General features: G+C 70.9%; 13 protein-coding genes. 8 read left to right on the top strand and 5 right to left on the bottom strand.

The window, feature by feature from the left end; all coding sequences use genetic code 11:
* Position 1: 1 nt before the first annotated feature.
* Both RR3_RS17810 and lpqS read right to left on the bottom strand, forming a co-directional pair.
* Positions 2 to 1,117 carry a PLP-dependent cysteine synthase family protein gene (locus RR3_RS17810; RefSeq protein WP_026137770.1) on the bottom strand — a complete coding sequence of 372 codons (1,116 nt, stop codon included), beginning with the start codon at positions 1,115 to 1,117 and terminating at the stop codon, positions 2 to 4.
* A gap of 97 nt (positions 1,118 to 1,214) precedes the next feature.
* A complete protein-coding gene (gene lpqS / locus RR3_RS17805; RefSeq protein WP_228287122.1) occupies positions 1,215 to 1,625 on the bottom strand; it encodes a putative copper homeostasis (lipo)protein LpqS in 411 nt (136 codons plus the stop codon).
* Positions 1,626 to 1,846: 221 nt separating this feature from the next.
* Between lpqS and RR3_RS17800 the strand changes: the two genes are divergently transcribed.
* On the top strand, positions 1,847 to 2,857 hold the full coding sequence (locus RR3_RS17800) for a M23 family metallopeptidase (RefSeq protein WP_064066596.1): 1,011 nt from the start codon (positions 1,847 to 1,849) through the stop codon (positions 2,855 to 2,857).
* 431 nt (positions 2,858 to 3,288) lie between these two features.
* Here RR3_RS17800 and RR3_RS17795 read toward each other — a convergent pair whose 3' ends face one another.
* A complete protein-coding gene (locus RR3_RS17795) occupies positions 3,289 to 3,705 on the bottom strand; it encodes an archease (RefSeq protein WP_010593667.1) in 417 nt (138 codons plus the stop codon).
* A gap of 86 nt (positions 3,706 to 3,791) precedes the next feature.
* On the opposite strand from RR3_RS17795, the gene RR3_RS17790 reads away from it, so the two are divergent.
* A complete protein-coding gene (locus tag RR3_RS17790) occupies positions 3,792 to 5,213 on the top strand; it encodes an RtcB family protein (protein ID WP_010593666.1) in 1,422 nt (473 codons plus the stop codon).
* Between the two features lie 122 nt (positions 5,214 to 5,335).
* Here RR3_RS17790 and RR3_RS17785 read toward each other — a convergent pair whose 3' ends face one another.
* On the bottom strand, positions 5,336 to 6,016 hold the full coding sequence (locus tag RR3_RS17785; protein ID WP_017680799.1) for a 3'-5' exonuclease: 681 nt from the start codon (positions 6,014 to 6,016) through the stop codon (positions 5,336 to 5,338).
* Positions 6,017 to 6,339: 323 nt separating this feature from the next.
* On the opposite strand from RR3_RS17785, the gene corA reads away from it, so the two are divergent.
* The gene (gene corA, locus RR3_RS17780; RefSeq protein WP_017680798.1) at positions 6,340 to 7,497 is read left to right on the top strand and encodes a magnesium/cobalt transporter CorA; all 1,158 of its coding nucleotides are present in this window, start codon (positions 6,340 to 6,342) and stop codon (positions 7,495 to 7,497) included.
* A 22-nt stretch (positions 7,498 to 7,519) separates the two neighbouring features.
* Here corA and lppU read toward each other — a convergent pair whose 3' ends face one another.
* Positions 7,520 to 8,128 carry an LppU family putative lipoprotein gene (gene lppU, locus RR3_RS17775; protein ID WP_010593663.1) on the bottom strand — a complete coding sequence of 203 codons (609 nt, stop codon included), beginning with the start codon at positions 8,126 to 8,128 and terminating at the stop codon, positions 7,520 to 7,522.
* A gap of 99 nt (positions 8,129 to 8,227) precedes the next feature.
* On the opposite strand from lppU, the gene RR3_RS17770 reads away from it, so the two are divergent.
* The 5 genes from RR3_RS17770 (at position 8,228) to RR3_RS17750 (ending at position 12,583) form a co-directional block, all read left to right on the top strand.
* Positions 8,228 to 9,295 (top strand): ATP-dependent DNA ligase, encoded by a 1,068-nt coding sequence (locus tag RR3_RS17770; protein ID WP_017680797.1) that lies wholly within the window; start codon positions 8,228 to 8,230, stop codon positions 9,293 to 9,295.
* A 33-nt stretch (positions 9,296 to 9,328) separates the two neighbouring features.
* Entirely contained in the window at positions 9,329 to 10,354 is a 1,026-nt protein-coding gene (locus RR3_RS17765; protein WP_040274821.1) for a DNA polymerase domain-containing protein, read from the top strand.
* 144 nt (positions 10,355 to 10,498) lie between these two features.
* Positions 10,499 to 11,026, top strand: coding sequence for a DUF6764 family protein (locus RR3_RS17760; protein ID WP_072786496.1), 528 nt, complete (start codon positions 10,499 to 10,501; stop codon positions 11,024 to 11,026).
* Between the two features lie 82 nt (positions 11,027 to 11,108).
* Positions 11,109 to 12,317, top strand: a complete 1,209-nt coding sequence (locus RR3_RS17755) for a serine hydrolase domain-containing protein (protein WP_064066025.1) — start codon at positions 11,109 to 11,111, stop codon at positions 12,315 to 12,317.
* A 50-nt stretch (positions 12,318 to 12,367) separates the two neighbouring features.
* Complete coding sequence (locus RR3_RS17750) at positions 12,368 to 12,583, top strand: dodecin (protein WP_010593657.1); 216 nt, start codon at positions 12,368 to 12,370, stop codon at positions 12,581 to 12,583.
* Positions 12,584 to 12,653 lie beyond the last annotated feature (70 nt).

The following is a 12,653-nucleotide window of genomic DNA, read 5'->3' as shown; positions in this document are numbered from 1 at the left end:
TTCACGACCGCAACTCCGCGGGGTCGACGACGGTGGCGCACCGCGTCCACGAGCGTACGACGCGGTCGGTGGGATGGTCGATGGTCATCGGTTCGGTCGGCGCCGGTCCGTCCAGCAGGCCGTGCTCGGCGCAGAAGTCGTCGTTGTAGACGGTGTCGAAGTACCGCTGGGGGCCGTCGGGGAAGATCGCGGCGATCCGAAGGTCGGGGGCGTGGGTGCGGGCGAGCCAGCCGGCGGCCAGGGCGACCGCCCCCACACTCCAGCCCCCGCTGGCGTGGTGAGTGGCGGCCAGGGTGCGGCACGACCACACCGCTTCCCGCGGAGCGACCCAGTGCACCTCGTCGAACGCGCCGTAGTCGATATTGCCCGGATGGATGCTCGAGCCCAACCCGCGCATCAGGCGGGAGGTGACCGGCTGGCCGAACAGGGCCGAGCCGACGGTGTCGACGCCCACCAGTTTCAACTGGGGGCAGAACTGGCGCAGCACCCGGGCGATGCCGGCCGAATGCCCACCGGTACCGACCGAGCAGACGAGTATGTCCACGCGACCGAGCTGGCCGAGCAGTTCCAGGGCCAGTGACTGGTAGGCCTCGACGTTGTCGGGGTTGTTGTACTGATCCGGGCACCAGGAGCCGGGGTGGGCCTCGAGCAGCTGACGCACCCGGTCCCGCCGGGCTTGTTGCCATCCGCCGGTCGGGTGCGGTTCGGTGACGAGCTCCACGTCGGCACCATAGGCGGCGAGCATGCGACGGATGATCGGTTCGAGACCGGGGTCGGTGACCACGGTCACCGGGTGACCGTGGACGATGCCGGCCAGCGCCAGGCCGAGTCCGAGAGTGCCGCTGCTCGACTCGATGATGCGGGCCCCGGGGGCCAGCTCGCCCCGGCTGCGGGCGCGTTCGACCATGTGCAGGGCGGGGCGGTCCTTCATGCCGCCCGGGTTGTTCCCTTCGAGCTTGGCCCAGAACCCGGCGCCGGCATCGGCGAAGGGTTCACCGATCCACAGCACCGGCGTGTTGCCGACCATGGTGGTCGGCTCCGGGCAGCACGGGGCAGAGGTCAACAGCCGAGCCGACGATTGCGGCGGAGTGGAAACGGGGAAGACAGCACTGTTCATGACGAGTCATCTCTGTGGTGGCGCGCAATGAGCGCACGATGCGATGGGCAGCACGAGACGGGCCGACAGGGGGTCCCTGCGGCCGGTCCGCTGCCGATCAGCACCTGCTGATACAGAGTTCGTCGAGGATCGCCCGGCCGCTGCGGGCCGGGGCGGGCGCCGGTGGCGGGGCCCGCGACAGGGTCGGGGCGTGCCGCCGGGCGATCGCGGCCGTAACCACCACCGCGACCACCGTGACCACCGCGATCGGACGCCCGGCGTTGTCCGCACGAGGGCCGAGGAACAGTTGATCGTGGTGAGGATCGAGGCCGGACGAGTCGTGATCGACATGGGCATGCCCGGGCGCCGTTTCCGCACCGGGTTGCGCGGTCGCACTCACGTGCACATCGTCGTGATGATGGCCGTCCGCCACGGTGAGACCGCACTGCACCAGGGTGTAGCCGAGAAGGTAGAGGACGACCAATGCGACCGCGGTCCGCAGGGGCGGAGAAGTCGATCGGGCCGTCACAACTTCCCGACTGTAGCAGTGCAGCACCGGCGACCCGGCCGACCGTACATCCCGTCGCCCCGTTTCGGCACCCGCTCCGACACTGCTGGGTCAGTGGGTGAGGATGCGATTACAGAGACACAAGTGATGAAAGTGCACTAGCGTTACGGTGTGTCGCCTTGACAAACCCCCATATACCTCTCCAATCGGACATTTCTCGTGAGGCGGCGGGAGGAAGTGCCATGCACCGCACGCACAGCGGCCGGTGGGCCGCGTTGATCCTGGGAGCGTCGACGGCGGGACTGACGGTCCCGTTGCTCACGGCCCCGACGGCCGGAGCGACGCATCTGTCACCGGAGCCGGTGGCGGCGTCCGTGGCCGATGCGCTGACCATCACCGGAGCCGACCCGGCCGGGCAGGTGGTCGATCCCGCTCGATGGCAGACGGTGGCGAACATCGCCGCCGCCGGCGTGCGCGCCGCCCGGGACAACGGCGCACTCGACGACACGGTCGCCACCCTGCAGTCCCTGGCCGGCTGCGCGGCCCGATGGAGCGCCCAGGGCACCGGGGCAAGCCTGTTGTCGGTGTGCCGCACCGAACTGGCCGGACTGGATTACAGCAACGCTCCGCGTCTGCTGGCAGCGTTGGCCGCCGACCCCGGTACACCTACGGCACCGGGTCGTCACGGCCCCCCGGCACCGGAGCCCGGGACGCCACCCGAGGAAGACGATGCGCCGGCTGCGGGCGCACCCGATACGGCCCCCGGGAACGAGGGCGCCACCCGGCTGGAAGACCCCGGCGCCGCACCGGCAAGCCCTACCCCGCCGCGCCCGGCCGAGGGCGGGCGTTGGGGTGGGACCGGCCGGCCCGTCGCCCCGACCGCCGGGGTGATCACCTCCACCTTCGGTGACGGGCGCGGACACGGAGGCATCGACATCGCCAACACCATGGTCGCACCGATCGTCGCCGTCGCCGACGGAGAGGTCGTCAGCGCCGGACCGGCACAGGGTTACGGGTTGTGGGTACGCATCCGGCACGACGACGGCACGGTGACCACTTACGGCCACAACAACGCCAACCTGGTGAAGGTCGGGCAACGAGTCGAAGCCGGGCAGAAGATCGCCACCATCGGAGATCGCGGCAACTCCACCGGACCCCACTTGCACTTCGAGGTCGAAGACCCCTCCGGCGCCAAGACCGACCCGGCGCAGTGGCTGGCCGACCGCGGCACCCCCCTCATCGCTGCGGACTGACCTCCGAGCGGGCAACCGCACCTCCTCCTGCCGTGCCGGGACCCCGATGGTCGAGATCCCGTGAAGATCTGTTGAAGATCCCGGATCTCGCACTCGAGGCGGCACATCGGGATCGTCGGCGGGCGATAGTGGGACGATCCCTCCCCGAGGACTACTCGGCTCCAGGAAAGGTCACGGCCGTGAACATGATGGGCATGATGGACCAAGCGCACACCCTGCTGCACCAGCTGATGATGTGGCTCCACGAGATGGGTGGGATGCCCATGATGAACATGCCGATGTAGCGCCACCGCTCGTCGCATCTCGCCGACTGTCCGGGGCCCGCCCCAGCCGGCAGTTCCGGCCGTCTACAGTGGAAGATCCCAGGCGGGAACACCCCCACGGTCGCCTGCGCGGCGCGCCGCAACAGGGACCGCGTGTGCGGCGCCGGTTCACACATCCAGCGTCACCGAACACGACCATCCTCCCGGTCCGCGCTCGAGGCGCAGCCCGTGCAGCGACACGGCCTTCGGGACCGCACCCACCTGTGTGACCGAGGCGACGTCGGCCATCGAGAACCGCACTTCCGCCGTGCCGGCACCGGAGTCGACGGCCACATCGACCGGGACCTCCCCGGCCGCGTCGAGCAGGTAGACGATCTCGTCGAGTACCGCGACGAGCAGGTCCTCGTCGCCGTCGGCTGTCAGCCGGCGGGTGCGCACCCGGACCGGCCCGGCGGAGGAGGTTTCCGCGAAGCTCGCGACGGCGCCGTGCACCGCCTGCGCGATGCACTCGTCACGGGTGGGTGCCCACGCCTCGATGCGCAGGTCCGCCGTGTGCGGCACCGACCGGTATCCGCTTTCGTTCATGACGCGCTCCTGTGCAGCGGGCATTGCAGATTCTATGGTGGAACGAAGCCGCCGACGCCGCGTTCTCCGCCCCGGATCGGACAGTGATGAGGATCGTCGAGGAGACCCAGTACCGGTTCCGGATCGACCGGACCGGCGCGATGCGCGTACCCGGGATCGTCTTCGCGGCCCGGTCCCTGCTTCCCGCCGCGGAAGGAGACGAGGCGCTGACCCAGGTCGCGAACGTCGCGACCCTGCCGGGAATCGTCACCGCGTCGTTCGCCATGCCGGACGTGCACTGGGGTTACGGCTTTCCCATCGGTGGAGTTGCGGCGACGGACATCGACGACGGCGGCGTCGTCTCTCCCGGTGGGGTGGGCTTCGACATCTCGTGCGGCGTGCGGCTGCTGATCGCGCGTGACGCCGACCGGTCCGCGCTCGCGCCGCGCCTCGGGCTGCTGATGGACCGGCTCGGTCACGTCGTGCCCCGTGGCATGCAGACCCGGGGCGTGTGGGAGCTGCCGAACCGCAGCGTGCTGCATAGGGTGCTCGAGGGCGGCGCCCGGTTCGCGGTGGACCAGGGGCACGGTGTCGTCCGCGATCTCGAGCGGTGTGAGGACCGGGGCGTGTTGGCCGGCGCCGACTCGGCCGCGGTGAGCGACCGGGCCGTCGAGCGGGGCCTCGGTCAGCTCGGCAGCCTGGGGTCGGGCAACCACTTCCTCGAGGTGCAGGCCGTCGAGCAGGTCTTCGACCCGGCCGTTGCCCGGCCGATGGGTCTCGACGTGGGCACGGTGTGCGTGATGATCCACTGCGGGTCCCGCGGTCTCGGCCACCAGATCTGCACCGACCACGTACGTGAGATGGAGAAGGCGATGGGCCGCTACGAGATTCACGTTCCCGACCGACAGCTGGCGTGCGTGCCGGTCCGGTCACCGGAGGGGGAGGCGTATCTCGGGGCGATGGTGGCGGCGGCCAACTACGGCCGGGCCAACCGGCAGTTGCTCACCGAGGCGACCCGCCGGGTCTTCGAGGACACGGCCGGTACCACTCTCGACCTCCTCTACGACGTCTCGCACAACCTGGCGAAGATCGAGCGGCACGAGGTGGACGGGCAGGTCCGCACCCTGTGCGTGCACCGCAAAGGCGCGACGCGATCACTGCCGCCCCGCCATCCCGACGTCCCCGAGGACCTGGCGGACGTCGGTCAGCCCGTGCTCATTCCCGGCACGATGGGCACCGCCTCGTACGTGCTCGCCGGTGTCGCCGGGAACCCGGCGTTCTTCTCCACCGCGCACGGGGCCGGCCGGGTGCAGAGCCGGCACCGCGCCGCTCGACACACCGACGGCCGGGCGGTACGCGACGCGCTCGAGTCCCACGGCGTGCTCGTGCGGGGGAGTTCGTGGCGGGGACTGGCCGAGGAGAAGCCGCAGGCGTACAAGGACATCGACGCGGTCACGGAGGTGAGCGAGCGGGCCGGTCTGGCCCGTCGGGTCGCACGGCTCGTGCCGCTCGGCGTCGTCAAGGGGTAAGCACCCCCGCCCTGGGCCGAATGTCACATTCGGTCGACTACATCGATGCGATGTGACATTCGGTCGCCCCGCCGGGCGGTGTCGTGAGGGTCGACGTCGAAACCCGGGCGCGGCAACAGCTCTCAAGCGATACCGCGAATGGGCCACTGCGGGTCCACATCCGACACGTCGCGCCCGAGACCCGCGAGATACTCGGCGAACGTGCGTTGCCGCTCCGCGTGCCAGGCCGCCTGGTCCGTCATGATGTCCAGGTCGGCGAGCTGCGGGAAGCGGATGCACAGCGCCCGCGCCAGTTGCCCCGCCGCGAGGGCGTCCGCCTCGGCCTGATGCGCGGCGGTCAGCGCGATGCCGTACGCATCGCAGACCGACTGCAGGGTGCGGCTGCCCTCGCGGTCGCGGTCCATCTCGCGGTCGACGACGTACGGGTCGAACACCAGGCCCGTCTCGAGTCCCGGCAGGCCCAGCCGGCGGCCCTCGGCGTCGACCACCGTGAGGTCGTAACTGGCGTTGAACGCCACGACGATGTGATCGCGGACCCACGCCTCGCACAGCGCCTCGCGGATCTGGGTGTAGCCGGCCGTGTACTCGAGGCCCTCGGCGCGCGCCCGCTCCGTGGTCACGCCGTGGATCGCCGCCGTCTCCTCCGAGATCTCGATGCCCGGATCGAGCAGCCACGTCCGCGACGAGACGGTGTCGCCGTCGAGGACGACGACGGACGCAGTCACGATGCGCGCGACCCGCGGATCGCGGTCGGTGGTCTCGAGGTCGAACGCGCAGATCGGTCGATCGGGCCAGTGCGTCATCGGGGGTCCTGTCGTCGGTCGGTCGGGTCGGTCACGGCGATTGTGGCCGCAGCCACCGACACCGCGCGCGGCGCGACGCCGTGCGCCGGACCGGCTGGCTCCGCACGGCACGAAGGCGTACGCTGCTGGGGGTTCGTCAGGCCCCCGGCACGGTTCCGGGTGATGTGGAGGAGGTGGGACTCGCGATGCGCAGTCGACCTCCGAGTACCAGCTGACGGCAGCCCGTACGCGCCCTGTCGGTGCGCGACGGTTGCCGTCGCGTGTGCGTCCCACGGCGACCACCCTCGCCGTCGCCCTCCGTGCCTCCGAAAGGCCGTGCCGACATGCTGCCCAACCGTTCCGTCCGTGCCCTGCTGCCGCGTCGCTCCGCCCCGGCGACCGCCGACCCGTCCGCCGGTTTCGGCGCGTCCCTGAATCCTGCCGCCGCGCAGAGCCCCGGCCGGGACGGTGCGGCGCGGGCGGAGAACAGCATCGTCGACAGCGCGGTCTACCGGGACGGCCGCCGCGTCGCGTCGCCGGCGACACTCGCGCAGGCCCTCGATTGCCTGCCCGAGCCCGGTTCGATGGCCTGGATCGGGATGTACCGGCCCACCGACGCGCAACTCCATGCCGCCGCAGAGCAATTCGGACTGCACGAACTGGCCGTCGAGGATGCCATCGCCGCCCACCAGCGCCCGAAGCTCGAGCGCTACGGCGACACCCTGTTCGTCGTGCTGCGCGCTGCCCGCTACGTCGACGAATCCGAGCGGGTCGACTTCGGTGAGGTGCACGTCTTCGTCGGACCGACGTTCGTGCTGACGGTCCGGCACAGCGAATCGCCCGACCTGTCGGCGGTGCGGGACCGGATGGAGAGCGAGCCCGATCTGCTGCGGCTCGGTCCCGAGGCGGTTCTCTACGCGATCCTCGACGCCGTCGTCGACGGGTACGCTCCGGTGGTCGCGGGCCTGCAGAACGACATCGACGAGATCGAGACGGAGGTCTTCAGCGGGGATCCCGGGGTCTCGCGCCGCATCTACGAACTCTCCCGCGAGGTCATCCAGTTCCAGCGCGCGGCCAAACCGCTGCTCACCGTGCTGTCGGGTCTGTCGTCGGGCTTCGCCAAGTACCGCACCGACGACGAACTGCAACGCTACCTGCGGGACGTCACCGACCACGCGACGACGGTCGTCGAGCAGGTCGACAGCTTCCGGCAGTTGCTCGGCAACATCCTCACGGTCAACGCGACGATGGTGTCGCAGATGCAGAACGAGGAGATGCGCAATCTCAGCCGGGCGAGCATCGAGCAGAACGAGGAGATCAAGCGTATCTCGGCGTGGGCGGCAATTCTGTTCGCGCCCACGCTGATCGGCACGGTCTACGGGATGAACTTCGACACCATGCCGGAATTGCATTGGGCCGCAGGCTATCCCATGGCCCTGTTGATGATGGTCATGACGTGCGCGGGTCTCTACGCGATCTTCCGCCGCCGCGGCTGGCTGTAGCCGGCCGCGGCGGACGGCGGCCTCAGAGCGTGTCGGTGCAGACCACGAAACGACGCTCGCTGTAGACGAATCCACCCTCGGAGACGGAGCAGTCGTTCACGTTGTCGGTGTTCTGCAGGATCTCGGTGACCTTCTCCGTTTCGGGGCCGGGTGCGGCGCAGTCGATGCGCTGCGGGTCCTCGCCGGAGATGTCCATGCAGCTGTCGACCACCCAGTCGACGTCGAGGCACAGGGCACCCACCTCGACCCCGGCGGAGGACTCGTAGTAGGTCTGGTCGGCGTCCGAGACGCACTGATCGCTCGTCTCGACGATGTCGATCACCTTGTAGTTCGAGTCCATGCTGCCGCAGGTCGCATTCTCGATGGTCGCGTCGTCGACGGTGCCACCGAGGCGCACGCAGTCACCGATCTCGACGTCGATGTCCAGACCGGAGGAGCCGGGGGACGTCGGTGCCGTGGTGGTGGTCGGACGGCCGGTGGTCGTCCGGGTATCCGATGCGCTCGCCGACGTGGTCTCGGACCCGGGCTCGGGCACCGCCCGGGGCTCGACGTCCGATCCGCACGCGCCGAGCACCAGAGCCGCCGCAGCCACCGCGACGACGGTGCCGCTCACCCGTCGAATGAAGTTCATGGGGGGAGAGTACGGAATGTCCGCCTCGGGCGGGAACCGTAGGGCGATTTCTCACAGATCCGGCGGGCACGTGTCGGCCCCGGGTGCGACCATGAGCCGGTGCAGCTGCCAGTCGAACCGCCGATCGCACCGATGCTCGCCAAGGCCGTGCCCGAGGTTCCGGCCCAGCCTGCCGACGGCGACCCCGAGTGGTCGTACGAGCCGAAGTGGGACGGCTTCCGGGCTGTCGTGTTCCGCGACGGCGACGAGGTGGTGCTGAGCTCGCGGGGCGGGAAGGACCTGGTGCGCTACTTCCCGGAACTGACCGCCGCGGTGCGGGCGGAGCTGCCCGCCCGGTGCGTGGTCGACGGGGAGATCGTGGTGCCGCGCCCGCACGACGGCCGCAGCCGGCTCGACTGGCAGGCCCTGTCGGAGCGTATCCACCCGGCGGCGAGCCGCATCGCGCTGCTCGCCGAACAGACCCCCGCGCAGTTCGTCGGCTTCGATCTGCTCGCCCTCGGCGACGAGAACCTGATGGAGACGCCGTTCGCGCGGCGCCGGGAGCGGCTGCGGGCGGCGGTCGGGGGCGGCCCGAGCTGCCATGTCACCGCCGCGACCCTCGACGCGCAGATCGCCGGCCGATGGTTCGCCGAGTTCGAGGGCGCCGGCCTCGACGGGGTCGTCGCCAAGCGTCTCGACGGACCCTACGTGCCGGACAAGCGGGAGATGCGCAAGGTCAAGCATGCCCGCACCGCCGACTGTGTGCTCATCGGCTACCGCCCGCACAAGAGCATCGACGGGGTCGGGTCCCTGCTGCTGGGGCTGTACGACGGCGGGGACGAACCGGTGATGGTCGGGGGCGCGTCGGCGTTCACCGTCGAGCAGCGCCAGGAGTTGCTCGCCGACCTCGCGCCGCTGCGGGTCGGTGCCGACGTCGTCGCCGAGGGCGAGCCGAGCCGGTGGCGGACGGCCGCGGACCGCCGTTGGATACCGCTGCGGCCCGAGCGGGTCCTGGAGGTGGCCTACGACCAGATGGAGGGCAACGCGGAGGCCGGCCTGCGGTTCCGGCACGCGGCCCGGTTCCTGCGGTGGCGGCCCGACCGCGATCCGCGCAGCTGCACCTTCGAGCAGTTGGACGTGCCGGTGCGGTACGACCTCGCCGACGTCCTCGACCGGACAGGAGTGTGACCTGCGGTGCCCGACGCGAAGCGCTCTCCCGCGATGGAACTGGACGTCGGCGGTGTGCCCGTCCGCCTGTCCAACCCCGACAAGGTCTACTTTCCCCGCCTCGGTGAGGCCGGCAGCAAGCGCCGCCTCGTCGAGTACTACCGGACCGTCGCGACGGCCGGCTCGGCGCCGCTGCTGCAGGCGCTGCGGGAGCGGCCCACGCACCTGCAGCGGTTCCCGGACGGGATCGAGGGCGAGGAGATCTACCAGAAGCGGGTGCCTGCCCGCCGGCCCGACCACATCGCGACATGCGAGGTCACGTTCCCGTCCGGCCGCACCGCCGACGTGCTGCGGGTGCGCGCCGCCGCGGACGTCGTGTGGGCGGCGAACCTGGGCACCGTGACGTTCCATCCGTGGGCGGTGCGCTGCGGGGACGTCGACCGCCCCGACGAGTTGCGCATCGATCTGGACCCGCAGCCGGGGACCGCCTTCGACGACGCCCGGGCGGTCGCCCTCGAGGTGCTGCGGCCGCTGCTCGACGAACTGGGTCTGGTCGGGTTCCCGAAGACGTCGGGGGGCCGCGGCCTGCACGTGTACGTGCGCATCGTCCCGGAATGGGACTTCGTCGGTGTGCGCCGCGCCGGGATCGCCCTGATGCGGGAGGTGGAACGTCGCAGCGGCGGACGGGCCACCACCGCGTGGTGGAAGGAGGAGCGTGGGCAGCGCATCTTCCTCGACTTCAACCAGAACGCCCGGGACAAGACGATCGCATCGGCCTACTCGGTGCGGCGCACCCCGATCGCGACGGTGTCGACACCCCTGACGTGGGACGAACTCGCCGACGCCGACCCGGACGATTTCACGATCGCGACCGTGCCGGGGCTGCTCGAACGCCGCGGTGACCCGATGGCCGCGATGGACGAGACCGCGCAGACGCTCGACGTGCTGCTCGAGATGGCCGAGCGGGACGCCGCCGCAGGCCTCGGCGACCTGCCCTACCCGCCCACCCACCCGAAGATGCCGGGCGAGCCGAAACGGGTGCAGCCGTCGCGCGACACGGATCGCAAGCGGCCCGGTTAGGCATTCCGCTGGGCGTAGTCACCGGAGCGGTGACGTCCCGTGACCGCATCGATGCCCGCCCACCCGGTGAACCGGTGCGCGTCTCCGTAGACTCCCCTGAGGGGATTCGGTTTGCGGGGGACGAGGCCGGAGGAGGCAGTCACCGTGTCGGTGGTAGCGGATGCACGGAAGTCGGTTCGGGTGCTCGGCGGTGGTGCGGTGGTGGTCGCGGGTGTCGCGGCCGCACTCGTCGCGGCACCGCCCGCCCAGGCGGTGACGTGCGTGGCGCCCCCGGGTTCGGCGACCTCGGTCACCCAGCTCGACGGGCGGACCGCGTGCGGTGCGGTCGCGGACGCGCCGAGCGGCGCGTGGGGCTACGGCGACCGCGGAGTCGGCTTCGCCGACGCCCGCACCGGGGCGCGCGTGCTCGCGGCCGGACTGGCTGGGGGTGTCGGGGCGGGCGAAGCCGCGGGAGGTCCTCTCGCCGCCGTCGGCTACGGCGAGAACGCCCTGGCACTGGGGATCGTCGAGGAGCCCGCGGCCGCGCTCGTCGTGGCCGGCCCGCAGTCCCAGGCGTTCATCGGTGACCTGAGCGATCCGGTGCTGTGCGAAGGGTCCGCCGCGACCGCGGTCAACCTCACCACGGGACGGGGCTGTGTCGTGCTGGGGACGTTCCGGTACGTCGCCCCCTGACGGGACCCTTCGGCAAAACCCGTTCGGGAACGGACGCTGCGACGTAGCCTGGCGGCACGAAGTCGACTGGGAGGTATCACGGATGACAGCCCGACCGGTGCGGGGCGCGACGGCAGTCCAGGATCCGCCGCCGACCGAGATGCACGTCGACCGGCGATTCCTGCCGCTCGCGGATCGCTTCTTCGACCTGTACCGGCTGCCCCGGCACGGCGGCGGTGCCCTCGCCGCCTACCTGGACGGCGAGAAGGTACTCGACATCTGGGCGGGCTGGGCCACCCGCGACCGGCGGTGGAACCGCGACACGGTGTCGCTGTCCTTCTCCACCGGCAAGGGCGTGGCGTCGACCGTGGTGCACCGCCTCGCAGACCGCGGCCTGATCGACTACTTCGCGCCGGTCGCCCGGTACTGGCCGGACTTCGCGGCGGCCGGTAAGGAGCACGTCACCGTCGCGGACGTCCTCACCCACCGGGCCGGACTGCACCGGGTGCGCAACCTGCGGCCCGGCCGGATGGGCATCGTCGACTACGACGCGACGGTTCGTGCGCTGGCGGCGGCGCCGCCCGACTCCCGGCGGCTGAGCGGACCGGGGTACCACGCGGTGACCTACGGCTGGCTCGTCGCGGAGATCGTGCAGCGGGTGACCGGGCTGCCGTTCGTCGACGTCGTCCGGCAGGAGATCGCCGAACCCCTGGGCACCCCCGAATTCTGGTTCCGGGTTCCGGAGGACCAGCGGCACCGCATCGCCAAGCTGTTCCCGCGGATCAATCCCGCCGGACTGCACTGGGGGATGACCGCTTCGGTGCTGTCGCGGGTGAGCCTCACCCGCGGTCTCGCGGAGGCTGCGATGCCGGAGGAGTTCGACGAGCTGGTGCGTGATCCGTCGGTGCACGACGCGGTGATGCCCGGGTGGAACGGGGTGTTCTCGGCGCGGGCGCTGGCACGGATGTACGGGGCGATCGCCGCGGGCGGCACGATCGACGGAGTGCAGTTCCTGAAGCCGGAGACCGTCGAGGCCATGAACGAGGTCCGGGTACGCGGGCGCGACTACGTGCTCGGCGTCCCGATGGCGTGGCGCCTCGGCTACCACCAGCCGGTGTTCGTCAGCCGGGAACGGCCGCGCGGGGCGCTCGGCCACTACGGGGTCGGCGGTTCGGGCGCCTTCGCCGACCTCGACACCGGCCTGTCGCTCGCGTTCACGACGAACCGACTGGGCAGCGGCCCGATCGCGCTGGGCGATCTGCGGCTCGCGCGACTGGGTGCGGTGGCGCGTGAACTCGCCCGTCGCGCGTGAGAGGACGGCCACGAGTGTTCGAAGCAGTTCGATACGGAGGGAGCGAAGCTGTGAGCCACGTGTACCGGGTGATCGAGGTGGTGGGGTCGTCGACGGACAGCGTCGACGACGCGATCAAGCAGGCCGTCGCGCGGGCGGCGGAGACCACGCGCCATCTCGAGTGGTTCGAGGTGATGAACGTCAGGGGTCACATCGACGACGGGGCCGTCGCGCACCTCCAGGTGACCGTGAAGATCGGCTTCCGTATCGAGCCGAGCGACGGCTGACCCCCGGCGCGGGGGACACGCCGGGAGAGCAGGTGCAGCGAACCGGATCTCGACCGGAATTGGAACAAGT

The organism is Rhodococcus ruber NBRC 15591 (genome assembly GCF_001894945.1).
GTDB lineage: Bacteria > Actinomycetota > Actinomycetes > Mycobacteriales > Mycobacteriaceae > Rhodococcus > Rhodococcus ruber.
Note: the sequence above shows the minus strand (reverse complement) of the source record. Positions and strands in the feature narration are given on the sequence as shown.

Excerpts from the sequence above, each read along its gene's own strand:
- RR3_RS17755 (WP_064066025.1), top strand. The coding sequence starts at position 11,109 with ATGACAGCCCGACCGGTGCGGGGCGCGACGGCAGTCCAGGATCCGCCG.
- RR3_RS17800 (WP_064066596.1), top strand. The coding sequence starts at position 1,847 with ATGCACCGCACGCACAGCGGCCGGTGGGCCGCGTTGATCCTGGGAGCG.
- corA (WP_017680798.1), top strand. The coding sequence starts at position 6,340 with ATGCTGCCCAACCGTTCCGTCCGTGCCCTGCTGCCGCGTCGCTCCGCC.
- RR3_RS17785 (WP_017680799.1), bottom strand. The coding sequence starts at position 6,016 with ATGACGCACTGGCCCGATCGACCGATCTGCGCGTTCGACCTCGAGACC.
- RR3_RS17795 (WP_010593667.1), bottom strand. The coding sequence starts at position 3,705 with ATGAACGAAAGCGGATACCGGTCGGTGCCGCACACGGCGGACCTGCGC.
- RR3_RS17810 (WP_026137770.1), bottom strand. The coding sequence starts at position 1,117 with ATGAACAGTGCTGTCTTCCCCGTTTCCACTCCGCCGCAATCGTCGGCT.
- RR3_RS17765 (WP_040274821.1), top strand. The coding sequence starts at position 9,329 with ATGGAACTGGACGTCGGCGGTGTGCCCGTCCGCCTGTCCAACCCCGAC.
- lppU (WP_010593663.1), bottom strand. The coding sequence starts at position 8,128 with ATGAACTTCATTCGACGGGTGAGCGGCACCGTCGTCGCGGTGGCTGCG.
- RR3_RS17790 (WP_010593666.1), top strand. The coding sequence starts at position 3,792 with ATGAGGATCGTCGAGGAGACCCAGTACCGGTTCCGGATCGACCGGACC.